General features: G+C 58.7%; 20 protein-coding genes. 12 read left to right on the top strand and 8 right to left on the bottom strand.

Annotation, left to right across the window (positions count from 1 at the left end; all coding sequences use genetic code 11):
• Window positions 1-74: 74 nt before the first annotated feature.
• Window positions 75-833, bottom strand: a complete 759-nt coding sequence (locus NH395_RS01580) for an ABC transporter ATP-binding protein (protein WP_253021914.1) — start codon at window positions 831-833, stop codon at window positions 75-77.
• Entirely contained in the window at window positions 830-1,621 is a 792-nt protein-coding gene (locus NH395_RS01575) for an ABC transporter ATP-binding protein (protein ID WP_066320105.1), read from the bottom strand. Before NH395_RS01575 ends, NH395_RS01580 begins: the two co-directional genes overlap by 4 nt.
• Window positions 1,622-2,050: 429 nt before the next feature.
• On the opposite strand from NH395_RS01575, the gene NH395_RS01570 reads away from it, so the two are divergent.
• From NH395_RS01570 to NH395_RS01530, 9 genes are all read left to right on the top strand, one after another.
• Complete coding sequence (locus tag NH395_RS01570; RefSeq protein ID WP_066320101.1) at window positions 2,051-2,500, top strand: MerR family DNA-binding transcriptional regulator; 450 nt, start codon at window positions 2,051-2,053, stop codon at window positions 2,498-2,500.
• A gap of 87 nt (window positions 2,501-2,587) precedes the next feature.
• Window positions 2,588-3,757, top strand: coding sequence for an isovaleryl-CoA dehydrogenase (locus NH395_RS01565; protein WP_253021912.1), 1,170 nt, complete (start codon window positions 2,588-2,590; stop codon window positions 3,755-3,757).
• A gap of 22 nt (window positions 3,758-3,779) precedes the next feature.
• Window positions 3,780-5,387: a carboxyl transferase domain-containing protein gene (locus NH395_RS01560; RefSeq protein WP_253021910.1), complete on the top strand. Its 1,608-nt coding sequence runs from the start codon at window positions 3,780-3,782 to the stop codon at window positions 5,385-5,387.
• A gap of 12 nt (window positions 5,388-5,399) precedes the next feature.
• Window positions 5,400-6,224: an enoyl-CoA hydratase/isomerase family protein gene (locus NH395_RS01555; protein ID WP_253021908.1), complete on the top strand. Its 825-nt coding sequence runs from the start codon at window positions 5,400-5,402 to the stop codon at window positions 6,222-6,224.
• Window positions 6,221-8,302, top strand: coding sequence for an acetyl/propionyl/methylcrotonyl-CoA carboxylase subunit alpha (locus NH395_RS01550; RefSeq protein WP_290443650.1), 2,082 nt, complete (start codon window positions 6,221-6,223; stop codon window positions 8,300-8,302). Before NH395_RS01555 ends, NH395_RS01550 begins: the two co-directional genes overlap by 4 nt.
• Before the next feature lie 11 nt (window positions 8,303-8,313).
• Window positions 8,314-9,222, top strand: coding sequence for a hydroxymethylglutaryl-CoA lyase (locus NH395_RS01545; protein WP_253021906.1), 909 nt, complete (start codon window positions 8,314-8,316; stop codon window positions 9,220-9,222).
• A gap of 59 nt (window positions 9,223-9,281) precedes the next feature.
• Window positions 9,282-10,979 carry an AMP-binding protein gene (locus tag NH395_RS01540; RefSeq protein ID WP_253021904.1) on the top strand — a complete coding sequence of 566 codons (1,698 nt, stop codon included), beginning with the start codon at window positions 9,282-9,284 and terminating at the stop codon, window positions 10,977-10,979.
• A gap of 42 nt (window positions 10,980-11,021) precedes the next feature.
• A complete protein-coding gene (locus NH395_RS01535; protein ID WP_253021903.1) occupies window positions 11,022-11,855 on the top strand; it encodes a class I SAM-dependent methyltransferase in 834 nt (277 codons plus the stop codon).
• A 42-nt stretch (window positions 11,856-11,897) separates the two neighbouring features.
• Entirely contained in the window at window positions 11,898-12,461 is a 564-nt protein-coding gene (locus NH395_RS01530) for a hypothetical protein (RefSeq protein ID WP_253022414.1), read from the top strand.
• Here the strand turns inward: NH395_RS01530 and NH395_RS01525 are convergent.
• Window positions 12,458-14,362: a monovalent cation:proton antiporter-2 (CPA2) family protein gene (locus NH395_RS01525; protein ID WP_253021901.1), complete on the bottom strand. Its 1,905-nt coding sequence runs from the start codon at window positions 14,360-14,362 to the stop codon at window positions 12,458-12,460. The two genes, NH395_RS01530 and NH395_RS01525, sit on opposite strands and share 4 nt — an antisense overlap.
• A gap of 111 nt (window positions 14,363-14,473) precedes the next feature.
• Between NH395_RS01525 and NH395_RS01520 the strand changes: the two genes are divergently transcribed.
• Genes NH395_RS01520 through NH395_RS01510 form a run of 3 tightly spaced genes read left to right on the top strand, consistent with a single transcriptional unit; the run spans window position 14,474 to window position 16,835 of the window.
• Entirely contained in the window at window positions 14,474-14,752 is a 279-nt protein-coding gene (locus tag NH395_RS01520) for a Trp family transcriptional regulator (protein ID WP_066320066.1), read from the top strand.
• A complete protein-coding gene (locus tag NH395_RS01515; RefSeq protein ID WP_253021899.1) occupies window positions 14,749-16,170 on the top strand; it encodes an anthranilate synthase component I family protein in 1,422 nt (473 codons plus the stop codon). The genes NH395_RS01520 and NH395_RS01515 overlap by 4 nt, the downstream gene beginning before the upstream one ends.
• Entirely contained in the window at window positions 16,167-16,835 is a 669-nt protein-coding gene (locus NH395_RS01510; protein WP_253021897.1) for an aminodeoxychorismate/anthranilate synthase component II, read from the top strand. The genes NH395_RS01515 and NH395_RS01510 overlap by 4 nt, the downstream gene beginning before the upstream one ends.
• A gap of 11 nt (window positions 16,836-16,846) precedes the next feature.
• Here the strand turns inward: NH395_RS01510 and rluF are convergent, their stop codons facing one another.
• The 5 genes from rluF to relA form a co-directional block, all read right to left on the bottom strand.
• Window positions 16,847-17,902: a 23S rRNA pseudouridine(2604) synthase RluF gene (rluF, locus tag NH395_RS01505; RefSeq protein ID WP_253021895.1), complete on the bottom strand. Its 1,056-nt coding sequence runs from the start codon at window positions 17,900-17,902 to the stop codon at window positions 16,847-16,849.
• Between the two features lie 36 nt (window positions 17,903-17,938).
• A complete protein-coding gene (locus NH395_RS01500) occupies window positions 17,939-18,484 on the bottom strand; it encodes a DUF924 family protein (protein ID WP_253021893.1) in 546 nt (181 codons plus the stop codon).
• Window positions 18,485-18,555: 71 nt separating this feature from the next.
• Window positions 18,556-21,204 carry a phosphoenolpyruvate carboxylase gene (gene ppc, locus NH395_RS01495; protein ID WP_253021891.1) on the bottom strand — a complete coding sequence of 883 codons (2,649 nt, stop codon included), beginning with the start codon at window positions 21,202-21,204 and terminating at the stop codon, window positions 18,556-18,558.
• Between the two features lie 34 nt (window positions 21,205-21,238).
• Complete coding sequence (mazG, locus tag NH395_RS01490) at window positions 21,239-22,081, bottom strand: nucleoside triphosphate pyrophosphohydrolase (protein ID WP_092825156.1); 843 nt, start codon at window positions 22,079-22,081, stop codon at window positions 21,239-21,241.
• Window positions 22,081-24,357 carry a GTP diphosphokinase gene (relA, locus tag NH395_RS01485; protein WP_253021889.1) on the bottom strand — a complete coding sequence of 759 codons (2,277 nt, stop codon included), beginning with the start codon at window positions 24,355-24,357 and terminating at the stop codon, window positions 22,081-22,083. Before relA ends, mazG begins: the two co-directional genes overlap by 1 nt.
• Window positions 24,358-24,367 lie beyond the last annotated feature (10 nt).

The raw sequence follows: 24,367 nt of genomic DNA, 5'->3' as shown, positions 1-24,367 counted from the left end.
TGATACAGGCGAAATATCAAGCGTGCTTGGTCAAGCATGTGGCTTGTGAAATAAAGCTTGAAAACCGTGTCGGGTTATACCCCCAGCATTGAATTAAGGTGCTCACGGCGGCTTGGCAGCTCGGCTGCGCTGATTTCCTCGACGATCTGCCCGTGCTCCATGACGAAGTGGCGATCCGCCAGCGGCGCGGCAAAACGAAAGTTTTGCTCCACCAGCACAATGGTCATGCCACGCGCCTTGAGCTGTTCCAGCACCTCACCGAGCTTTTGCACAATCACCGGTGCGAGGCCTTCGGTGATTTCATCCAGCAACAGCATCCGCGCGCCCGTGCGCAAGATACGCGCCATCGCCAGCATCTGCTGTTCACCGCCGGAAAGCCGGGTACCCTGGCTTCTACGCCGCTCGTAGAGGTTAGGAAACATGGCGTAGATTTCATCGAGACTCATGCCGTCTGAACGTACAGTAGGTGGCAGTAAAAGGTTTTCGTGCACATCAAGGCTGGCAAAAATGCCACGCTCTTCCGGGCAGTAACCAATCCCCAGGCGCGGGATATGGTGCGGCTTCATGTGCAGCGTTTCATTGCCGTTGATGACGATCGAGCCGGAACGCCGCCCCACCATGTTCATGATGGCTTTCAGGGTAGTGCTACGTCCGGCGCCATTGCGGCCCAGCAAGGTCACCAGCTCACCGCGCTTTACGTCGAAATCGATCCCGTGGAGGATATGCGACTCGCCATAAAAGGCATGCAGATCCTGTACGCGCAGCATTTCCAGGCCTTGAACATTATCGCCAGGTGCCTGATCCATAGATGCCTGCGCTTCAGCGGTATTCATACGGCAGCTCCTTCCTCTTCGGCGGCGTCGCTGCCCATATAGGCTTCGCGCACTAGCGGGTTACGGGAAACGTTGTCGTAATCGCCCTCGGCCAACACGGCGCCCCGCGCCAGAACGGTAATACGATCGCACAGTCGGCTCACCACGCTCAGATTATGCTCTACCATCAAGACTGTACGGCCTTTCGATACCCGCTTGATCAACGCCACGATGCGGTCGACGTCTTCTGCGCCCATGCCTTGGGTGGGTTCATCCAGTAGCATCATGGTCGGGTCAAGGGCCAGCGTGGTGGCGACTTCCAATGCCCGCTTGCGCCCGTAGGGCATCTCAACGGTTAGCGTATCGGCATACTCGCCAAGCCCCACTTCTTCCAGTAATTCAAGGGCACGCTCGTTGAGGTGATCCAGGGATTTCTCTGACTTCCAGAAGTGAAACGAGGTACCCAACTTACGCTGGAGCGCCACCCGCACGTTCTCCAGCGCGGTCATATGGGCAAAGACGGCTGAAATCTGGAAGGAGCGCACCAGACCCAGTCGCGCGATCTCATTGGATTTCATCGAGGTAATGGGGTTACCCCGATAGAGAATCTCTCCGCGGGTAGGGGGTAGAAATTTGGTCAGCAGATTGAAAACTGTGGTTTTGCCCGCGCCGTTGGGCCCTATCAAGGCGTGGATATGCCCTTCCTGTACCTGGAGATTGACATCGTCCACCGCTGTAAAACCACGAAACTCTTTGGTCAACCCGCGCGTTTCGAGAACGGGCACTTTCCGGACATCGTCTGCACACATGAAGTGGTAAGCCTCTTGTTGTTCTTGTGCTGACTTAGAGCCCCCTGACCCACGATGGCATGCTGATGCATGCCTCATGTTCCAGTGACTTCTTTACACCAGCCTCTATCGACCTCTATCAACTTGCAGAAGCAGAATTCGTTAGCTGGCAACATATTCTTACCTTAACGTAAGGTGTAGGTGCAAACTAGCAACCTCTGTCAGGTAATTACAATTACAACTTTGGTCTACGCAAGGGAAAGGCACTAACCATGTTTTACAAAAATAACTGCAAATTCAGAAGATTGGCAATTTTCATCAGCAAAACAAAGAAGACAAGATATGCTTTACGTTAACGTAAACTTGTTTTAGCCTCACTGGCAGTGTTCCATAGAAGGTATACCTTAAGAATGATTCTTGGGAACAATGCCCTTTTGAGAGAACGTCACCATGAGCAAAACCTACTCGATCAGTGAATTGGCCAACGAATTTGATTTGACCACCCGCAGCATCCGTTTCTACGAGGACCAGGAGCTGCTTCACCCCACCCGCCGCGGGCAGACCCGCGTCTACAGCAGTAAGGATCGGGTGCGACTCAAGCTGACCATTCGTGGAAAACGTCTTGGCTTTTCACTCGCTGAAATCCGCGAGCTGTTCGAGCTCTGGGACGAGACCCGCAGCGGTAGTAAAAAACAGCTGAATTTAATGCTCAGCAAGATCGCCGAGCGCAGGGCGGCACTCGACCAGCAGATGAAAGACATCACCATGGTCCAGCTTGAGCTCGAAAGCGCAGAAATTCGCTGCCGCCAGGCGCTGGAAGAACTGAATCAAAAGCAACGCGAAGAAGAACAGACGGAAACCGATACAACATCGCCCTCTTCATCCGCAACCACGCATTGAACGGATAACGGCACTAGATACTGCCAGCGCGCCACTAACACACTTTTCAATATCACTATCAACACAATGAACAACAGGTGATTGATCATGTTTTCACACTACTCAGAACTCAATTTCGGTCTTGATGACGAGCTGAATATGCTGCGCGAGCAGGTCAACGCCTTCGCCGCTAGCGAGATCGCTCCCCGCGCTGCCGAGATCGACCAGAGCAATGAATTTCCCAACGACCTATGGAAGAAGTTCGGTGACATGGGGCTGTTGGGGATTACCGTTTCTGAAGAAGATGGTGGCAGCGGTATGGGCTATCTCGCCCATTGTATCGCCATGGAAGAGATTTCCCGCGCTAGCGCCTCGGTGGCGCTCTCCTACGGCGCCCACTCCAACCTGTGCGTCAACCAGATCAAGATCAATGCCTCTGCCGAGCAGAAAGCCAAATACCTGCCCAAGCTGATCAGCGGCGACCATGTGGGGGCGCTTGCCATGTCAGAACCCGGCGCCGGTTCCGATGTGGTTTCCATGCAGTTGCGTGCTAAACGCGATGGCGACCACTACATTCTCAACGGCAACAAGATGTGGATCACCAACGGCCCGGACGCGGATGTGCTGGTGGTCTACGCCAAGACCGACCCGGACGCCGGTTCCAAAGGCATTACTGCCTTTATTATCGAAAAAGGCATGCCCGGTTTCTCGACCGCCCAGAAGCTCGACAAGCTGGGCATGCGCGGCTCCAACACCTGCGAGCTGGTGTTCCAGGACTGCGCCGTGCCCGCCGAGAATATTCTGGGCGATGAGGGCAAAGGCGTTCGCGTACTGATGAGCGGCCTGGATTACGAGCGCACCGTGCTCGCGGCCGGCCCCATCGGCATCATGCAGGCCGCCATGGATGTGGTGCTGCCCTATATCCACGAGCGCAAGCAATTCAACCAGTCGATTGGCGAGTTCCAACTGGTGCAGGGCAAGGTAGCGGATATGTACACCACCCTGAACGCCTGCCGGGCCTATCTGTATGCCGTGGCAGGAGCCTGCGACCGCGGCCAGACTTCCCGCAAAGACGCTGCCGGGGTGATTCTCTACTGCGCCGAAAAAGCCACCCAGGTAGCACTGGATGCGATTCAGCTACTCGGCGGCAACGGCTATATCAACGAGTACCCCACCGGGCGGCTGCTGCGTGACGCCAAGCTGTATGAAATTGGCGCAGGTACCAGCGAGATTCGGCGGATGCTGATCGGTCGCGAACTCTTCACTGAAACCCTTTAACGAACATCAGCAGGGCCGCGCCATGAGCACCGTGAATAGCCAAATCAATCCCCGCAGCGATGTGTTTCAAGCCAACGAAGCCTCCATGCTCGGTGAAGTCAACAAACTGCGTGAACTGACCGCGGCCATCTCCCAGGGCGGCGGCGCCAAGGCCCGGGAGCGTCACGAAAGCCGCGGCAAACTTTTCGTGCGTGACCGTATCGATCATCTGATCGATGAAGGCTCACCGTTTCTCGAATTTTCAGCGCTTGCCGCCCACCACGTGTATGAAAGCGAGATCCCGGCGGCTGGCGTGGTCACCGGTATTGGCCGCGTTTCCGGCGTCGAGTGCGTGATCGTCGCCAACGACGCCACGGTGAAAGGCGGCACTTACTTTCCGCTGACGGTCAAAAAACATATTCGCGCCCAGGAGATCGCCCGCAAGCATCGCCTGCCATGCATCTATCTGGTCGATTCCGGCGGCGCCTTCCTGCCCCGTCAGGATGAAGTCTTCCCCGACCGAGACCACTTCGGGCGCATCTTCTACAACCAGGCGACCCTCTCCGCCGAGGGCATCCCGCAAATTGCCGTGGTGATGGGCTCCTGTACCGCGGGCGGCGCCTATGTGCCCGCCATGGCGGATGAGTCGATCATCGTCAAAGAACAGGGCACGATTTTCCTCGGCGGCCCGCCGCTGGTAAAAGCCGCCACCGGCGAGAGCATTAGCGCTGAAGACCTTGGCGGTGCGGATGTACACGCCAAGGTCAGCGGCGTGGCCGATCACTACGCGGAAAACGACGCCCATGCACTGCAGCTGGCCCGCGCCTGTGTGTCCCGGCTGAACTGGCAAAAGCGCGGCCAACTGGCCATGCAGGCGCCCAAGCCCCCCAAGCTCGACCCTTCCGAGCTGTATGGCATTGTCGGCACCGACCTTAAAAAACCCTATGACGTGCGGGAAGTCATTGGCCGCATCGTCGACGACTCCGACTTCGACGAGTTCAAGCGCTACTACGGCGACACTCTGGTTACCGGCTTTGCCCATATTCACGGCTACCCGGTGGGTATCGTGGCCAACAACGGCGTGCTGTTTTCCGAAAGTGCCGTGAAAGGCGCGCACTTTATCGAGCTGTGCGCCCAGCGCAAGATTCCGCTTATCTTCCTGCAGAACATTACCGGCTTTATGGTTGGCTCCAAGTACGAGCACGAAGGTATTGCCAAGCACGGCGCCAAGCTGGTCACCGCCGTGGCCTGCGCCAAGGTGCCCAAATACACCGTCCTGATTGGCGGCAGCTTCGGCGCCGGTAACTACGGCATGTGTGGCCGCGCCTATGATCCTAACCTGCTGTTCATGTGGCCCAATGCGCGCATTTCCGTCATGGGGGGTGAACAGGCCGCGGGCGTGCTTTCCCAGGTAAAGCGAGAACAGTACGAGCGCGAGGGCCGTGAGTGGACGCCGGAGGAAGAAGAAGCCTTCAAGCAACCCACCCGCGAACAATACGAGCACCAGGGCCATCCCTATTACGCCAGCGCCCGGTTATGGGACGACGGCGTGATTGACCCGTTGCAAACCCGCGATGTACTGGGGCTTTCACTGGCTGCCGCGATGAATGCTGAAGTCGAAGAGACACGCTTTGGCGTGTTCCGGATGTAAGGGGCAACCACCATGGCTTACTCAACACTGATGATTGAAAACGGCGTGGCGCGCCTGACCCTGAACCGCCCCGAGGTGCATAACGCCTTTGACGACAGTTTGATCGCCGAGCTGAACGATCACTTGAGTCGGCTGCATTCGCTTGCGGACGCAGGGGATGTGCGCGTGGTGGTACTCGGTTCTGAAGGCAAGAGCTTCTCGGCCGGAGCCGATTTGAACTGGATGAAACGCATGGTCGATTACGACCTGGAGGATAACCTCGCCGACTCCCGCAAACTCGCCGCATTGATGCACGGTCTCGACACACTGCCCTGCCCGACGGTTTGCCGCGTTCAGGGTGCCGCCTTTGGCGGCGCGGTGGGGCTCGCCGCCTGCTGTGACGTAGTGATTGCATCAGGAAACGCCAAATTCTGTCTGTCGGAAGTCAAGATTGGCCTTTCACCCGCCGTCATCAGCCCCTATGTGCAGCGCGCCCTGGGCGAGCGGCAAATGCGCCGCTATGCGCTAACCGCCGAGGTGATAGACGCGGAAATGGCGCTCGCTCTTGGTCTAGTCCACTTGGTAGTGGGGCACGATAAGTTGGACGACGAGGTGGAGACCCTGTTGGCAACGCTGTTAGCGGGCTCACCCCAGGCCCAGCGTGCCACCAAAGCGCTGATGGCCACGGTGGCTCAAACGCCTGACAGTGATGCCACCCGCGAGCATACCTGCCAGGTCATCGCCCAACTGCGGGTAAGCCAGGAGGGCCAGGAGGGTTTATCCAGCTTTTTTGAGAAGCGCCGCCCGGATTGGGTCGACTCCAATAACACTTCTAACGCTTCGGAGCGTCGCTCATGAGTCATTCGCCCTCTATCAACACAACAGAAAAAGCGGACAACGCTGCTCGCACAACACCTTTCGACACCTTGCTGGTCGCCAACCGCGGCGAAATCGCCTGCCGGGTGATGCGTACGGCACGCCGCATGGGCCTGAAAACCGTCGCCGTCTACTCCGACGCCGATGCCAGCGCCCGCCACGTGCGCGAAGCCGACGAAGCCGTGCGCTTAGGCCCCGCCGCCGCGCGTGAAAGCTATTTGAACATTGATGCTGTCATCGACGCCGCCAAGCGCACCGGCACCGGCGCGATTCACCCGGGCTACGGCTTTCTTTCCGAGAACGGCAGTTTCGTCAAAGCGCTTGAAGAAGCAGGCATTACCTTTGTGGGCCCGCCCGCCTCGGCCATTGCCGCCATGGGCGATAAATCCGCCGCCAAAGCGCGCATGGCCAATGCGGGTGTACCGCTGGTGCCTGGCTACCACGGGGATGACCAGGACGACACCCTACTGCGCAGTGAAGCTGACCGAATCGGCTACCCGGTCATGCTCAAAGCCAGCGCGGGTGGCGGTGGCAAAGGCATGCGCGTGGTTGAATCGGGTGATGGCTTTCAGGCCGCGTTAGACGGCTGCCGCCGCGAGTCCAAAGCCGCCTTCGGCGACGACCGCATGCTGATCGAAAAATACCTGGTGCAGCCCCGCCATGTGGAAGTGCAGGTATTCTGCGACCGTCACGGCAACGGGGTTTACCTGTTCGAGCGTGACTGCAGCGTTCAACGGCGTCATCAAAAGGTGATCGAAGAAGCCCCCGCTCCCGGCATGACGGCGGAACTGCGCAGCGCCATGGGCGATGCGGCGGTGCGTGCCGCAAAAGAGATCGGCTACGTGGGTGCAGGCACCGTGGAGTTTCTATTAGACGCGGACGGTTCCTTCTACTTTATGGAGATGAACACCCGCCTCCAGGTCGAGCACCCGGTCACCGAGATGATCACCGGCCAAGATCTTGTCGAGTGGCAGCTACGCGTGGCCATGGGCGAACCGCTCCCGTGTCATCAGGATGAGCTAACCATCACCGGCCATAGCTTTGAAGCACGTATTTACGCTGAAGACCCGGACCAGGATTTCATCCCCGCCACCGGCCTGCTTACCCGCTTTGCACTGGATCTGGAAGGTGCAGGCTTGAACGCCGATCAGGTTCGCTTGGATAGCGGTGTGGAAAGCGGCGATGCGGTATCGATGCACTACGACCCCATGCTCGCCAAGTTGATTGTGCACGGCCCCGACCGCGATGCGGCGCTGGCGACGCTTAACCGCGCGCTTGCAGCCCTGGACGTTCAAGGGGTGGTCACTAACCGCGCCTTCCTGATGCGCCTGGCGACCCACGCTGGTTTCAAGAACGTGGAATTGGATACGCGCTTTATCGAGCGCAACGAAGCCACGCTATTCGCGCCGCGAGCCTATAGCCGGGAAGACTATGCCAGTGCCGCGCTGATTGGCCTGCACCAGCTTGCCCAGGAATGCGAGAGCGACTCTCCCTGGGATCGCCACGACGGCTTTCGCCTCAACGCGCCCCACACCATACGCATCGCCCTGTGTGACCCGGCAAGTGCTCAAGCACCGGACAGCGATGAAGCGGTGGTCATCGTCGAGGGCAAGCGCAATGCTGGCGAGTCACTTTGGAACCTGACAATCAATGATGAAACGCTCACCGCCAGCCTACAGCCGCTGACCGGCGACGCCGTTGCCGTCACCCTGAACGGCCACCGCCAACGCCTGCAGGCACGCCGGGATGGGCACGTGGTGATCATGGCCGACCCCAGCGGTGAAACCCGCCTGTTCTGGCGGCGTATTGATGCCATTGACCACGGCCACCACGAGGCCGAGTCTACCCTCACCGCGCCTATGAACGGCACGGTGGTTGCACTACTGGTGGAACCCGGTGTTGCCGTCGAGAAAGGCATGCCGCTGATGGTCATGGAAGCCATGAAGATGGAACACACCATGACCGCGCCCGCGGATGGCAGCGTGGAGATTTTCCATTTTCAAGCTGGCGATACGGTCAGCCAGGGCGCTGTGCTGCTCGACTTTGCGGCCAACGAATAGGAGTCACTCTTATGCCATTGCCGACGTCCGTCAAGCTGTTTGAGATGGCCCCCCGGGACGGCCTGCAAAACGAGCCGGGGGGCATCGTGCCCACGGGGACCAAAATCGCCCTGATCGAGCGGCTGGCCAAGGCGGGTATGACGCATATTGAAGCGGCCAGCTTTGTGTCACCCAAGTGGGTGCCGCAAATGGGCGATGCGGCTGAGGTAATGAGCGGCATCAAGCGCCAGCCAGGCGTGGTCTATTCTGCACTGACGCCCAACCTGAAAGGCCTGGAGAACGCCCTGGAAACGGGCGTTGACGAAGTGGCCGTCTTTGGCGCCGCGTCAGAAGCGTTTTCGCAAAAAAATATCAACTGCTCGATTGCCGAGTCACTGGCGCGCTTTGAACCGGTACTGGAGCGCGCCCGTGAGGCCGGCATTCGAGTTCGCGGCTACGTCTCCTGCGTGCTGGGCTGCCCCTACGAGGGCGAGATAGCACCTGGCAAGGTGGCCGAGGTAGCCAAGGCACTTTATGACATGGGCTGCTATGAAATTTCACTGGGCGACACCATTGGTGTGGGCACGCCAATGGCCGCCAGGCGCATGATCGAGGCGACGCGCCAGCAGGTGCCCGTCGAGTTTCTGGCCGCTCATTTTCACGATACTTACGGCATGGCACTGGCGAATATTTACGCGGTAATGGAAGAAGGCATCAGCGTGATTGATGCCGCCACCGCCGGGCTCGGCGGCTGCCCCTATGCCAAGGGCGCTTCCGGCAATGTGGCCACCGAAGACGTGCTCTACCTGCTTGAAGGGCTGGGGATTGAAACGGGCATCGACCTGCAGGCCGTGATCGATACCGGCTACTGGATTACCGGCCAGTTGGGCCGCAAGCCCAGCTCTAAAGTCGCCCTGGCAAAAGGCCGCGCCAGCTCATAACAAATAACAAACCGTCGCGGCCCTCGCTCGGACAAGACAATAATATTTGGAGAGATACCATGGCATCACCTGCACTTACCCTTCCAAGCTATACCAGCAGCACCGCCCACAAGCCCCTGCTGGGCATGACCATTGGCGATAAATTCGACCAGATCGCCGCGCAGTACCCTGATAACGACGCCTTGATTGCATTACACCAGAATATTCACTGGTGCTACCGCGAGCTCCAGGATGAAGTGAACCGCTGTGCCCGTGCTCTGCTGGCTATTGGCGTCAAAAAAGGCGATCGTGTGGGCATCTGGGCGCCCAACTGCAGCGAATGGACCGTCACCCAATTCGCCACTGCCAAAATTGGCGCCATCCTGGTCAATATTAATCCCTCCTACCGGACACATGAATTGGAGTACGCGCTGAATCAATCCGGTGCCCGCTTTCTGGTGACGGCCAACCGTTTCAAAACCTCGGACTACAGCGCCATGCTGTATGAACTGGCGCCAGAACTTAACACCTGTACCGAAGGCCAGTTGACGTCACAAAAGCTGCCCGAGCTTGAGTGCGTGATTAATTTAAGCGCCGATAAACATCCCGGTATGTGGCGTTGGGCCGACATGATGGAAGCGTCTCGCCACGTCAGCCAAACCGACGTTGACGACCTCCAGGCCACGCTCCAGTTCGACGACCCGATCAATATTCAGTACACCTCGGGTACCACGGGCTTCCCCAAAGGGGCGACGCTCTCCCACCACAACATTCTCAACAATGGTTTCTTCGTTGCTGAAAGCATGGGCTTTACCAGCGAAGATCGCCTGGTGATCCCGGTGCCGCTTTATCACTGCTTTGGCATGGTGATGGGCAACCTGGGCTGCATGACCCATGGTGCGGCCATGATCTACCCGGATGAAGGCTTTGACCCCGGCGCCGTGCTAAAGGCGGTGCACGAACAGAAAGCCACCGCGCTGTACGGCGTGCCGACCATGTTTATCGCCGAGCTTGACCATCCGGACTTTGCAAGCACCGACCTCTCGTCGCTACGCACCGGGATCATGGCGGGCTCCATCTGCCCCGCCGAGATCATGAAGCAGGTCATCAGCAAGATGAATATGAAGGGCGTGCAGATCGCCTATGGCATGACCGAAACCAGCCCGGTATCCACCCAGACCGGTGCCGATGACAGCCTTGATAAGCGCGTTTCCACCGTGGGTCGTACCCAGCCGCATCTGGAAACCAAAATCGTTGACCCCGGCAACGGTGGTATTCTGCCCCGTGGCGAAATCGGCGAGCTGTGTACTCGCGGCTACAGCGTCATGTTGAAGTACTGGAACAACGACAAAGCCACCGCGGAGGCGATTGACGAGGCAGGCTGGATGCACACCGGCGACCTGGCCACCATGGACGAAGAGGGTTACATCCAGATCGTCGGTCGCATCAAGGACATGGTGATTCGCGGCGGGGAGAACGTCTATCCCAAGGAAATCGAGGAATTCCTTTACGCCCACCCGGCCATTTCAGAAGTACAGGTGACCGGTGTGCCGGACAAGAAGTATGGCGAAGAGCTGATTGCCTGGGTCAAGCTCAACAGCAACGCCGATGAAGTCACTGGGGAGGAACTGCGCGAGTACTGCAAGGGCAAGATCACACACTTCAAGATTCCGCGCTACTTCAAATTCGTCGATGAATTCCCGATGACCGTCACCGGCAAGATCCAGAAATTCAAAATGCGCGAGATTTCCATTCAAGAGCTCGGTTTAGACGACTAGCGGCACACGCTGGCAGCTCGTCGGCTAGCGAAGGAGCATCAAATGGCTTTTCATTCGCCTCTGGTGACGCATTACCAGCAGGCACTGCGTGATCGCGAAGTGCTTGAACAAATCCAGGCCCATTACCCTGACGGACCGACGCTGCCCCAGCTTGCCCCCCTGGACCAACTGCATATTGGCGGCATGGCGGCGTCCGCCAGGTTGCTGAACCTGATTGACCCCGTTGCCCCCACACGCGTGCTGGATATTGGCGCTGGTCTGGGTGGGCTAATGCGCCAGGGAGCGGCGCTGGGTTATCACATGGTCGGCCTCGACCTCACCCATCGGTTTAACCTACTCAACCAATCGCTTAGCGCGCTGGCAGTCAACGCGGGCAGCCCGCCGCTTGTCTCTGTCACTGCTGACGCCTGTGCCTTGCCGTTTGAGCAGGGGTGTTTCGATGCGGTGGTCTTCCAGCACAGCCTGCTCAACATGCCCGATGCGGCCAGGGTGATGGATGAATGTCACCGCGTGCTGAGCGCGAACGGTCAACTGGTGATGCACGAAGTGGTCAGCGGCCCCAACGTGGAAGACCTTGTCTACCCCGTACCTTGGGCGGCTTCACCAGCGCATTCCCATTTACTTACCCAGGATGCATTAGTCCATCTACTCGAATCGAAGGGCTTTCACATTCAACACCTCGACGACTGGACCGATACGGCCCTTGAGTGGCGGCAGCGCCAGCTGCATAAAGAACAGACCCCGCGGTCAGCTGCACTTTCACCAGCGTGGGTTTTTGGCGACCGCTTTACCCAAATGGGCAAGCACCTGGTCGAAAACCTGGTCAATGGGGCAATTAAATTGGTAGAAATCAAGGCCAGTTGCTACGCTTACTAGGTCTACCTTTTCATTACGCTTCTAGGTGTAAGAAAAATGCCAATGAAACGCTTGGCAAGCACCCTCCTTTTTTGCGCCGTGCCTTACGCTGGCGCCCATGCTGACGAGTTCGCGCCCGCCACGTCGTATGCCTTGCCCGAAAGTGAGTTAATGCAGCTGGACAATGGCGTCATCCTCGAAGGCAGCGACCTGAGCAGTATCGACAGTTACACCAGCGGCTTCCGGTTAACCGCTGGCTTCAGTCCATGGCAGTTGCCCCAGTTGGATATCGGCGCTGAACTGGCCTACCGCGAGAGCGAAGAAGTCCCCATTTCATCAAGTATTACGCCGTTGATCATGGACACCCTCAGCCTGGGTGGCGCTTTGGTCGCAGGCTTGCGCATGGGGGCATTCAGCGTTTACGCAAAATCAGGGCTAACCGAGTGGCGCGGTGAAAGCTACCGGCCAATGCAGGGCATCGACGAAAGCGGCACCGCCCTACTGCAGGGATTTGGTGCCACCCTCACCGTCGACCGTCTCGTCAGCCGCCTGGAATACGAGCGGGTCGATGACCCCACCCTTGATCATCTCAATATGCTAAGCGCTTCATTGCATCTGCCGTTCTAGCGTTTTTCATCACTATCTTCCGTCGGCACAGGCGGCGTCCAGATCGGCACGTCCTCACGCTGGGGCTCGGGCCAATCCTGCTGCATGGCGCTATTCAGCGCTTCTTCCAGCTTCATGAAAAGCTCGCCGTAGCGAGGGCTGAAGTTGATGCCTTCCTCGATCTCTTTCCAGGCATCGAACAGTGCGTCCTCGTGGGCCTCCTCGTTCTGCACAAATGCCCAGGTCATCTGCTTGGCGCGCATCGGGTGGACCCCCATGGCCGTCAGCGCATGCCCGCCCATCTCCAGCGCGGAATGGTAGGTTTCGCTGACGATGTCGTCGGCACCGGCCTCGCGCAATTGATAACCATGACCACGGTCAAATGCCCGGGCCAGCACCCACACATGGGGGTAGTAATGCTTGACGTACTTGACCATATCAACGGCACGCTTGCGGTCATCAATGGCCACGACCAGCAAGCGCGCCTGTTCGATACCGGCGGTTTCCAGTAGATCTGAGCGACTGGCATCGCCGAAATAGCTTTTGATGCGGATTCGCCGCAGGTTCTCGATCTGCTCGAGTTCGTGATCGAGCGCGACGATGGGCATGTTGTTGGCGCGCAGCAGGCGACAAATGATCTGCCCGAAGCGCCCCACGCCCGCCACGATCACCGGCGCCTGCTCGTCGATGGCATCGGGCTGGCGCCCGTCGTTCTTGACCCGGCGATAGCGTGGCAGCACCAAGCGGTCGTAGGCGATGAACAGCAGCGGCGTCAGGAACATCGACAGCGCAATGACCAGCGACAGCACCTGGGAAATCTCGACGGGAATCACGCTATTCTGCACGCTGTAGGTCAACAGCACGAACCCGAATTCACCGGCCTGGGCAAGGCTCAGGGTAAACAGCCAACCGTTGCTGCCACGCACCCGAAACAGCAACGCCAAAACGAGCAGAATGGTTGCCTTGACGGCAATTACCACGACGCCAAGTACCAGCACCGTGCCCCACTGCGAGGCCAGTACCTGAAAGTCGATCCCTGCGCCGACGGTGATAAAGAACAGGCCCAGCAGAAGCCCCTTGAACGGATCGATATTGGCTTCGATCTCATGCTTGAATTCGCTGTTGGCCAGTACGATCCCCCCCAGAAACGCCCCCAGTGCCGGGGAAAGGTTCACCAGGCTCATGAGGGCAGCGATACCGATGACAAGCATCAGCGCCGTCGCCGTGAACACTTCACGCAACCCGGAGCCCACCACGTAACGGAATAGTTTCGGTACCAGGTAGTAACCGCCGGCAATCACGCTGCCGATCGCCGCGACCACCACCAGGGCATACGCCCAGCCGGGCAAGTGCGCCATCAGGCTGATGCCCGCATGACTGGCGCGATCATCCCCTGACCCCATCAACTCTGGCAGCGCCAGCAGGGGAATCAGCGCCAGCATGGGAATGACCGCGATGTCCTGGAACAGCAATACGGAGAAGGCGCTGCGGCCTCCCTCGGTTTTTTCCAGGCCCTTTTCACTCAGGGTTTGCAGCACAATCGCTGTCGAGGACAATGCGAAAAGCAAGCCGATAGCGAGCGAGGTTTGCCACGTAAGCCCCAGCCACCAGGCAAGGGCTGTGCCTGCCACCGTGGTCAAGCCTACCTGCAGTCCGCCAAGACCGACCAGGCGCACGCGCATGGCCCAGAGCCCTTTCGGATCAAGCTCCAGGCCGACCAAAAACAGCATCATCACCACACCAAATTCGGCAAAGTGCTGAATCGTGGTCGTTTCCTGGCCCACCAGACCCAGTATCGGGCCAATGACCACACCGGCCATCAGGTAGCCCAGTACCGAGCCAAGCCCATAGCGTTTTGCAAGGGGAACAGCAATCACCGCCGCCACAAGATAAATAAACGCCTGGATAAAGTACGCGGTCATCGAGACTCCTTGTATTTTTTTAAACTAGCTTGACTTCACTGACGCAAACGGTATCGTACTAGTACGCTAGTACATTATCTATTACCTGGTGGCACACGATGTCTTCAAACCATGCTTTCAAACGATGATTACCAGGCGGAGCTGGTTCGCCACTTGCTTGCCATCGACTCTCCAGAGGCAATGGATGAAGCGCTTGCCAGCCTGCTGACCCCTGCAGAGTATCAAGAAATCAGTAAGCGCCTACAGATTTTCAAGCTGCTGCGCGAGGGGGTCCCCCATCGCAAAATTGCCGAAACCCTGGGCGTAGGGATCGCCACGGTATCCCGTGGCTCACGCGCCTTGACCTCGTTACCCTCTTCACGACCTTCTTCACGGAATGATCATCTATGACCACGGCCGATAAGCAAGACGAACAAGGCCCGCAGCCTTTTACGCTGCCGCGTAAGCCACACTATGTGACGCTGGCGGCGGACTGTGATTTTTTTGCGCTCTTCCAAAAAATCGAACGGCAGTTTACTAACTGCTACATGCTGGAGTCGCTGGGCGAAGATAGCCATATGGCGCGCCACTCGATCATCGGCTTTGACCCAGAGTACACGCTTTACGCCAACGGCCACACGCTGACGATCGAAGACCGCGACGGCCATGCCAATCACTACCCGAGCGATAACCCTTATGAGTTGCTGCGCAGCCTGATACCCCAGAACATTATTTCGCGTAAATATGCCGGTGGGTTAAGCGGTTACCTCGGTTACGACGCCATGCAGTACTTCGAACCCTCGCTGACGCTCAAGGCCAGCGATGACTTCGATACGTTCCGGTTCGGGCTGTATAAAGACGGCTTGATCCTCGACAAGATGACCGGTGAGGTTATCTATTTTTACTACGACAATAGCCGCTACGAGTTCCTGCAGACGCTGATCGACGCCGACGACACGCCCCCCGGCCCGCTGCACATCACTGCCCTGGGTGACACCATGAGCCAGGCAGAGCACGCCGAAGCCGTGGCCAAGGTGAAACAGGACATCATCGACGGCAAGGTCTTCCAGTGCGAGGTCGGCTTTAAAAAGCGCTTCCGGATTCAGGGCGATACCCTGGCGCTATACGACCAGCTACGCACCATTAACCCCTCACCGCAGATGTACTACGTCAAGTTTGGTGATCAGAAGCTGATTGGCGCAAGCCCGGAGCTGCTGTTTCGACTACGCCAGGGCGAAATGGAAACCTTCCCGCTGGCGGGCACCACCACCCGCGGCCAAACGCCCCAGGAGGATACCCAGCTCGCCCGGGCACTGCTCAATGACCCCAAAGAGATCGCCGAGCACAATATGATCGTCGATCTGCACCGCAATGATATCGGCCGGGTGGCGCAGTTTGGCACGGTAAAAGTCCGCAGCCTGATGGATATCAAGCGTTTCAGCCACGTCCAGCACATCTCCAGCGAGATTGTCGGCATTATCGCCGAGGGTGACGACATGTTCAGCGCCCTGGCCAGCAATTTCCCGGCGGGCACCCTCACCGGCGCCCCCAAGATCGAGGCGATGAAAATCATCGACGACCTGGAAAATGACGGACGGGGCCCCTATGGCGGCGCTGTGGGGCAGTTCTCGTTCAACGGCGACTGCACCTTTGCCATCCCCATTCGTACGGTATTTGTGAACGGCGAGCGCGCTTACGTGCAGACCTGCGGCGGCAACGTATATGACAGCAACGCCGAGGATGAGTACGAAGAGATTCGCCGCAAGTTTGCCGGCACCCGCAAGGCCTTGGCCCCCTTTATGAGCACGGAAACGGAGAGCCCCGCATGAAGGTGCTGATCATCGATAACTACGACTCCTTCACCTATAACCTGTATCAGTTCATTGGTGAGATTCTGACCACCGAAAAAAACCGCGGCAGGGTGCCCCATTTCGAGATACTCGTTAAGCGCAACAACCAGATCGACTTCAAGGCCATTGAAGCCATGGCGCCGGATCGCATTATCATCTCGCCTGGCCCCGGCTCACCGGATGACCCTCGTTACTTTGGCGTGTGCGCTGAAGTAATCGAGAAGCTTGGTAAAACCACGCCACTTTTGGGAGTTTGCCTGGGTATGCAGGGCATTGTGCATGTGTTTGGCGGCCAGGTGGTCAAAGCACCGCTACCCATGCACGGCAAGATCAGCCCAATCAATCATAATAACCGCTCGGTGTTTAATGGCGTCCCCGACCAGCTCGAAGTGATGCGCTATCACTCGCTGATTGCTGATGCCGCGACCCTGCCTGAATGCCTGGAAGTCACCGCGACGGTAGGTGCACTGGCGGCTGACAGCTTTGAGCAGCGTAGCCGCTGGCAGGCGGTCGGCGAATTCGAATTGATGGGGGTTAAACACCGGGACTACCCCATTCACGGCATTCAGTTCCATCCGGAATCGTTTGCGACCGAAGGCGGCAAGGAGTTGATTGGCAACTTTCTGTTTGCCTATGACGCCTGACGTCGGCGCTGTTACTTTCGGCGCGAGGGAGATTTTCTCTTCATCGGCTTGTTTTTGCCACCACCGCCTTTGACGGGCTTGCCTCGTCCGGTCGCCTTCCTGCCAGAAGGCACGCCACTTGACTTGCCTTTAAGCGCTGGTTTGCCGCCAGCGCTTTTGGCCTTGGGCCGCCCTGACCCGCTGGCAGTGCGTTTTCCCGACGCTTTTCCAGCCGCTTTTCCCGCCTCTTTGCTCGGCGCTTTGTCACCGGCTTTACCGCCACGCTTGCCCGGCGCGCCAGCGGCATTTTGTCGAGATTTATTCTGGCTGCCCGAACGCTTTGGCGCAGACGAGGGCGCAGGCTTGGCCTCTGAACTGGCGGTTAACGCCTCAATCTTCGCGATCTCTTTCGGGGTCAAGTCGCGCCAGTCGCCCAGCGCCAGGCCCTTGAGCGATACATTCATGATGCGCGTGCGAATCAGCTGGGTGACGTCATAGCCGAAATAATCACACATGCGGCGAATCTGACGGTTCAATCCCTGCACCAACGTTATCGTGAACTCGAAGGTGGATACCTTTTCCACGTGGCATTTCTTGGTGACCTGACCGAGGATGGGTACCCCGTTCTGCATCCCCTGGATAAAGTCATCGGTAATCGGTTTGTTGACCGTTACCCGGTATTCCTTTTCATGGTGGTTGTTGGCCCGCAATATCTTGTTCACCAGGTCGCCATTGTTGGTGAGCAAAATCAGCCCCTGGGAGTCCTTATCCAGCCGACCAATGGGGAAAATGCGCGTGCCGTGTTTTACAAAATCGACAATGTTGTCTTTTTCGCTTGGCTCAGTGGTACAGACAATACCCACCGGCTTATTGAGCGCAATGAGGACGAGATCTTCCTCTTCCTGGGGCTCGATATCCTGGCCGTTCACCTTGACCCGGTCGCCTGCCACCACCTGGTCGCCTGTCGTCGCGCGGCGTCCGTTAATCCAGACGTTGCCCTGCTCCACATAGCGGTCGGCTTCCCGCCGTGAGCACAGGCCGCTTTCGCTGATATATTTGTTGATACGGGTAGATTTTCGTAACGTCATAGAACGCCATGTGGCTGAAAGGGATAAAGAAAACGCTTAAAAAGACGACCCGGGCTGCTTCAGAAACGCCAGCTCCTCGTCGGTAGAAACCCGCCCCAGCAGTGCATTACGGTGCGGGTAGCGGCCGAAGCGATCAATAATCGCCTTGTGGCGGACTTCAAAGTCGAAGTTTTTCTCCAACCCTGGCTGGTTGAATAGCGCCATCGCCCGCTCGTGAATCGCCGCCGATTCGCTATGCATATAGGGCATATACAGAAACGCCCGCTGCTCGCTGGAAAGCGACGCATCGGCGCCAGCGGCCACCGCTTCCTGAGCCAGCGCCAGCGCCAAGGTATCGGTGGCGAAGGCACGGGCGTCGTCGCGGTAGATATTGCGGGAGAACTGATCCAGCACAATGATCTCCGCAAGCCGTCCTCGGGGTGTCTGCCGCCAGGCGTAACACTCGCACTGCGCCGCCTGGGCATGCAGGGTGCCAAACCGTTCCCGAATTGCCTGATCCATCTCGGGATCTTTTTTAAACCACTGCGCAGGCGTCAAGGCCTCAAACCAGAAGTCGAGCACCGCTTGAACATCCGAGAGCATTGACGCCTCCTTGTTGTAACAAAGTGTTGTAACAAAGGGTTGTGGTGGTAAAAGGAACTCGCCGGTGTAGCCTAACCCGTATTACGCAGGCCAGCCGCGATCCCCGCCATGGTAACCATCAGCGCTCGAGACAGGTCAGCGCTAATCGCACCATCAGCATCACGGTTACGCTGCAATAGCTCCGCCTGCAAGCCATGGAGCGGGTCGATATAGGGGTTACGCACATCGATCGCCTGACGAATCAGCGGCGTATTTTCGAGCAGTTCCTCCTGCTGCAGAATATCCAGTACGGACTCTTCCAGCCGCGCGAACCGCTCGCGCAGCTGCTTACCCAATGCCTTCAACGAGGGCTCATCCACCAAGCGGTGCTCGTAATAGGCGGCAATCGCCACGTCGGCCTTGGCCAGCAGCATTTCCAGCATATCGAGATAGGTGCCGAAGAACGGCCACTCGTTGCGCATTTCCTGCAGCACCTCGCGCCCGCCCGGCTGCTCGAGCCGACGCGAGAACGCCTCGCCACTACCCAGCCACGCGGGCAGCATCAGGCGAATTTGCGTCCAGGCGAAAATCCACGGAATCGCCCGCAGGGTTTCCACCCCGCCGTCCTGGCGGCGCTTGGTTGGCCGGGAGCCCAGCGGCAGCCTGCCCAGCGCGCCTTCCGGCGTCACCGAACGGAAGTAGGGTACAAAGTCCGGGTCTTCGCGCACAACGCCGACATAGGCGGCGTGGGCGACGCTGGAAAGCTGGTCCATCTCTTCGCGCCAGTGTGGCTCCGGTGCTCTCGGCGGCAGCAGCGTAGCTTCAAGCACGGCACAGGCATAAATCTCCATGGAACGAAGCGCAATATCGGGCTGGCCAAACTTGAAGCGAATCATCTCGCCCTGTTCGGTCACCCTTAAACTGCCGTTCACCGACCCCGGCGGCTGGGAAAGAATCGCCGCGTGGGCGGGGCCGCCGCCACGACCAACAGTGCCACCACGGCCATGGAACAGGGTCAGGTCGACACCGTGGCGCTCGCACACATTGACCAGCGACTCCTGGGCCCGGTACTGCGCCCAGGCGGCGGCCAGCTGCCCGGCATCCTTGGCAGAATCCGAATAGCCGATCATCACCTCCTGGCCCTTGCGCATCAGCTTGCGATAGCCCGGCAGCGCCAAGAGCTGGTCGATCACGTCGCCTGCATGATCCAGGTCGTTAAGGGTTTCGAACAGCGGCGCGATGGGCAGCGTCACGTTGCCACCGGTTTCCTTCATCAACAGCGCCACGGTAAGCACATCGGAGGGCTCAGCGGCCATGGAGATGATATAGGTACCCAGCGCTTCAGAGTGCTCCTGGGCGATGACCTTGAAGGTATCCAGCACTTCGCGGGACTCCGCCGAACACTCCCAGCGGCGCGGGATCAGCGGCCGACGTGATTCAAGTTCAGCCAGTAAAAATTCCTGACGCTGGGCTTCATCCCACTCGCGATAGTGGCCAAGATTCAGGGTATCCGTCAGTTCTTCCATGACCTGGGCATGACGGCTGGCTTCCTGGCGAAGGTCTAGCTTGGTCAGCGTGACGCCGAAGACCGCGACGCGGCGCAGGGTGTCCAGTAGCGCGCCATTGGCGATGGTATCCAGGCCTACGTCGCACAGTGAGCGATAGCAGGCCAGCAAGGGGGCATACAGCTGATCGCGGGTTTCGATAATCGCCCCGCCGTCATAACTCCGCCCTTCCAGTTCGGCCTTGGCCCAGTCGCGGGTGGACTCCATTTTCGCCAGCAGGCGTTTAAGTACTTCGCGGTAAGGCTCGGCCACATCGCCCGCCTCAGCCTTGAGGGCACTATTGGCCTTCCACATGGAGAGCTCGGTCTTGAGCTGTTCAAGGTCGCGCAGGTAAAGGTCCGCCGCCATCCAACGGCCCAACAAAAGCACTTCCTTGGTGACCTTTGCCGTGACATTCGGGTTGCCATCCCGGTCACCCCCCATCCAGGAGGCATAGCGAATGGGCGCAGCATCCAGCGGTAGACGTTCGCCGGCCGTTTCCAGCAGCAGGTTGTCGAGATCCCGGTGAAAGTCAGGCACCGCCTGCCACAGCGAATTTTCAATCACGGCAAAGCCCCACTTGGCTTCATCCACCGGAGTGGGCCGCTCGTGGCGGATCTCGTCGGTGTGCCAGGCCTGGCTGATCAACTCCTCCAGCCGCCCCTGGGCGCGGGCACCCCGCTCCGGGTAGTCATCAGAGCCTTCAATGGCCGTCAGGCAGTCGTCGATGGCATCGTACTTTTGAATCAGCGTGCGTCGAATGACTTCGGTGGGGTGCGCGGTGAGCACCAGCTCAACCCGCATATTGGCAAGGCTCTCGACCAGCTTGCGCGGCGAGTTGCCTGCCTGCTCGGCGCGTTTGAGCAGCTCGCCAAGCACCGGCTGCGAGCCTGGCTTATAGTCTTCAACGCGGCGGAAACGCGCCCGATAGTGCTGCTCGGCAATGTTGGCGAGGTTAAGAAACTGGTTAAAGGCACGGGTGACGGGCAGCAAATCCTGCTCGGGCAGTTGGCGCAGGTATTCGATCAAGTTGCGTTGCTGTAGCGAATCACCCTGCCGTCCCTGCTTGGCGTGGGCGCGAATGGTTTCGATTTTATCGACAAACGATTGGCCTAGATCATCGGCAATGGTTCGCCCCAGGCTGTCGCCCAGAATACGCACGTTATCGCGTAGCGATTCGTGTAGGTCATGACTCATGGCGTGGCCTCCTTGCAGGGGTCGCGGAATTCAATCAATGGGTTTCTTCGGCTTTGGCCGCCAACCAGTGACTTTCCATCTCGTCTAGAGAGGCATCCGTCAATGGCCGCCCCGCCGCTTCCAGCTCACGCTCGACAAAACGAAAGCGGCGTTCGAATTTGGCATTGGTGTTACGCAGGCACTGCTCGGGGTTGGCCCCCATGGTGCGTGCTAAATTAGTGACGGCAAACAATAGGTCGCCCACTTCTTCCTGAGCATGGACGCTGTCGCCCGCGGCGAGGGCCTCTTCCACTTCATCGAGCTCTTCGCGGATCTTGGCCAGCACGCCCTGCGAATCCGGCCAGTCAAAGCCCACGCGTGCCGCGCGTTTGGAGAGCTTGGCCGCTCGGCTGAGCGCTGGCAGGGTGCGCGGCACGTCGTCAAGCACCGAGGCAGCCGCACTGGCACTGTCGGCACCTGCCCTTTCATCACGCTCTGCGGCTTTTAACGACTCCCAGCGGCTATTCACCTGCTGGGTCTGCACATCCTCGGCACTTACCCCCGGTGGGCGACGTGAACTCAAGGTGCCATCGGGAAAGACATGCGGGTGGCGACGCAGCATCTTGGCCGTTAGCGTATCGACAATGTCGTGGAAGTCGAAGCGCTGCTCTTCCGCTCCGAACTGGGCGTAGTAAACCACTTGAAACAACAGGTCACCCAGCTCGCCGGGCAGCTCGTCAAAAGCGCGTCGTTCGATGGCATCGGCCACCTCATACGCTTCTTCAAGGGTGTGGGGCACAATGCTGTCCCAGTCCTGCTTGATATCCCAGGGGCAACCCTGTTCGTGGTCACGCAGTACCTGCATCAGGGTTAGCAAATCATCCAGCGAATATCGCATCAGGCCCCGCCTCCCCGCGTTGTCTTGTCCGGATCGGTGTCGCGCAGGCGACGCACCTCGGTCACATTGGGCAATTGCTGAATACGCGAGAAAAGCCGCCCCAGCGCTTCCAGGCCATCGACTTCCAGGGTAATACGCAGCCGGGCAATGCCCTCGTCGGTGTCGGTCAGCGTGTTCACCGCCAGCACGTTGACTTTTTCGTTACCCAGCAGGCCCGTGACGTCGCGCAGCAGGCCCGAACGGTCCCAGGCCTGGATCTCGATGGTCACCGGATAGCGCGTCTCGGCGCGCTCGCCCCACTCGACTTCAATAATGCGCTGGGGTTCGTCCAGGCGCAATTGCAGGATGTTGCTGCAGTCCTGGCGATGCACCGTCACGCCGCGCCCCTGGGTAATGAAACCGACGATAGGCTCGCCGGGAACCGGCCGACAGCAGTTGGCCATGCTGGTTTTCAGGTTGCCGACCCCCAGCACGGTGATGTCACTTTTGGTCGCCTTGCTGGACTGGCGCTTGGGCTTGGCGAGCAGACGGTCAAGCTGTTCCTGGTCATCGGTTTCACCAAACAGCTGCTGGGCCTGGTGAAGCACCTGCCCGATACGCAAGTCACCCGCCCCCAGGGCGGCGTACATGTCATCCGGCGTCTGGTAATTAACCGCTTTGGCCAGCTTGGGCAGATCGAGCCCGTCGACATCCAGGCGGCGCATTTCGCGATCAAACAGAACGCGCCCTTCCTCCAGGTTCTGGTCGCGTGCCTGGTACTTGAACCAGGCCTGGATCTTCGCCCGGGCACGGGAGGTGCGCACATAGCCAAGGCTTGGGTTAAGCCAGTCCCGGCTTGGCCCGCCTTTCGTCGCGGTAAGGATCTCGACCTGCTGACCGGATTTCAGCTTGTAGGTAAGCGGCACGATACGGCCATTGACCTTGGCTCCGCGGCAGCGGTGTCCAATTTCAGTATGCACCCGATAGGCGAAATCGATAGGCGTGGCGATCCGCGGCAGGTCGATGACGTGACCATCGGGGGTAAACACATAGATACGATCCGGGGCGACATCGCTTGAAAGCCCTTCGCGCAGGTCGCCAAAGCCGCCCACCTCGTCCTGCCATTCGAGCACCTGTCGCAACCAGGCGATCTTTTCTTCGTAGCTGCGGCTTTTGGCGTTGGTATCGTGGCCCTTGTAGCGCCAATGGGCACAGACGCCCAGCTCAGCTTCGTCGTGCATCGCAAAGGTGCGAATCTGAATTTCCAGCACCTTGTTTTCCGGCCCCATCACGGCCGTGTGCAGCGACTGGTAGCCGTTTTTCTTGGGATTGGCGATGTAGTCGTCAAACTCGTTGGGTACGTGATGCCAACGGGAATGGACGATGCCCAATACCGTGTAGCAGTCGGTCACTTCGGGGACCAGAATACGCACGGCGCGCACGTCATGAACCTGGGAGAAATCGATCCGTTTGCGCTTCATTTTGCGCCAGATCGAATAGATGTGCTTGGCGCGCCCATCAACATCGTAATGATGGATGTTCTGAGCTTCCATCAAGCCTTTCAATGTCTCGACCACATCGTTGATATAGCGGTCCCGGTCGAGGCGCTTTTCTGCCAGCAGCTTGGCAATCGCTTTGTATTCTTCTTCGTGGAGATAACGAAACGACAGGTCTTCCAGCTCCCACTTGAGCTGCCCGATACCCAGGCGGTGCGCCAGCGGCGCGTAGATATCCGCCACTTCCCGGGCGACCTGTTGGCACTTTTCCCGGGGCGCATCTTTGACCTGGCGCAGGGCACAGGTACGCTCGGCAATTTTGATCAGCGCCACGCGCACATCGCCGACCATATTGACCAGCATCTTGCGCAGGTTTTCCTGCTGGTTGTGCTGACCCATGCCATGGTTGGGGGCCAGCGGATAGCTGATTGCGGCCATCTGCAAGACACCGTCGATGAGGTTGGCCACCTCATTGCCAAAGCGCTTGGTAACCCCCTCCAGGCTTAACAGGCCTTCACGCACCGCGCGGTAGAGCACCGCGGCTTCAAGCGTTGACTGGTCGAGCTTGAGTTCCCCCAGGATGTCGGCCATTTCCAGGCCCATGCGGAAGCTGGACCCCGGCGTCAACCACACACGGTGCGACCTGGGCGCATCGAGCTCCAGGGTTTGAGCAAGCTCACAGGCCTCGCGTAAACGCTCGGGTTCGGGAAGACGCACGTCTTCTTGCAGGCGAGATAACCATTTCTGCAAGTCCACCGTTCCGCTGTCGGTTAGCGGCTGGTCTTCACGCACTTTTACCATGACGATTCTC

Source organism: Halomonas sp. Mc5H-6 (assembly GCF_024124705.1).
Taxonomy (GTDB): Bacteria; Pseudomonadota; Gammaproteobacteria; order Pseudomonadales; family Halomonadaceae; genus Vreelandella; species Vreelandella subterranea.
The sequence above is the reverse complement of the archived record's forward strand: the minus strand, read 5'-3'. Positions and strand labels throughout refer to the sequence as shown.

Bases quoted from the DNA above. Each gene is read 5' to 3' on its own strand.
- NH395_RS01580 (WP_253021914.1), bottom strand. From the start codon at position 833: ATGAATACCGCTGAAGCGCAGGCATCTATGGATCAGGCACCTGGCGAT.
- NH395_RS01575 (WP_066320105.1), bottom strand. From the start codon at position 1,621: ATGTGTGCAGACGATGTCCGGAAAGTGCCCGTTCTCGAAACGCGCGGG.
- NH395_RS01570 (WP_066320101.1), top strand. From the start codon at position 2,051: ATGAGCAAAACCTACTCGATCAGTGAATTGGCCAACGAATTTGATTTG.
- NH395_RS01565 (WP_253021912.1), top strand. From the start codon at position 2,588: ATGTTTTCACACTACTCAGAACTCAATTTCGGTCTTGATGACGAGCTG.
- NH395_RS01560 (WP_253021910.1), top strand. From the start codon at position 3,780: ATGAGCACCGTGAATAGCCAAATCAATCCCCGCAGCGATGTGTTTCAA.
- NH395_RS01555 (WP_253021908.1), top strand. From the start codon at position 5,400: ATGGCTTACTCAACACTGATGATTGAAAACGGCGTGGCGCGCCTGACC.
- NH395_RS01550 (WP_290443650.1), top strand. From the start codon at position 6,221: ATGAGTCATTCGCCCTCTATCAACACAACAGAAAAAGCGGACAACGCT.
- NH395_RS01545 (WP_253021906.1), top strand. From the start codon at position 8,314: ATGCCATTGCCGACGTCCGTCAAGCTGTTTGAGATGGCCCCCCGGGAC.
- NH395_RS01540 (WP_253021904.1), top strand. From the start codon at position 9,282: ATGGCATCACCTGCACTTACCCTTCCAAGCTATACCAGCAGCACCGCC.
- NH395_RS01535 (WP_253021903.1), top strand. From the start codon at position 11,022: ATGGCTTTTCATTCGCCTCTGGTGACGCATTACCAGCAGGCACTGCGT.
- NH395_RS01530 (WP_253022414.1), top strand. From the start codon at position 11,898: ATGAAACGCTTGGCAAGCACCCTCCTTTTTTGCGCCGTGCCTTACGCT.
- NH395_RS01525 (WP_253021901.1), bottom strand. From the start codon at position 14,362: ATGACCGCGTACTTTATCCAGGCGTTTATTTATCTTGTGGCGGCGGTG.
- NH395_RS01520 (WP_066320066.1), top strand. From the start codon at position 14,474: ATGCTTTCAAACGATGATTACCAGGCGGAGCTGGTTCGCCACTTGCTT.
- NH395_RS01515 (WP_253021899.1), top strand. From the start codon at position 14,749: ATGACCACGGCCGATAAGCAAGACGAACAAGGCCCGCAGCCTTTTACG.
- NH395_RS01510 (WP_253021897.1), top strand. From the start codon at position 16,167: ATGAAGGTGCTGATCATCGATAACTACGACTCCTTCACCTATAACCTG.
- rluF (WP_253021895.1), bottom strand. From the start codon at position 17,902: ATGACGTTACGAAAATCTACCCGTATCAACAAATATATCAGCGAAAGC.
- NH395_RS01500 (WP_253021893.1), bottom strand. From the start codon at position 18,484: ATGCTCTCGGATGTTCAAGCGGTGCTCGACTTCTGGTTTGAGGCCTTG.
- ppc (WP_253021891.1), bottom strand. From the start codon at position 21,204: ATGAGTCATGACCTACACGAATCGCTACGCGATAACGTGCGTATTCTG.
- mazG (WP_092825156.1), bottom strand. From the start codon at position 22,081: ATGCGATATTCGCTGGATGATTTGCTAACCCTGATGCAGGTACTGCGT.
- relA (WP_253021889.1), bottom strand. From the start codon at position 24,357: ATGGTAAAAGTGCGTGAAGACCAGCCGCTAACCGACAGCGGAACGGTG.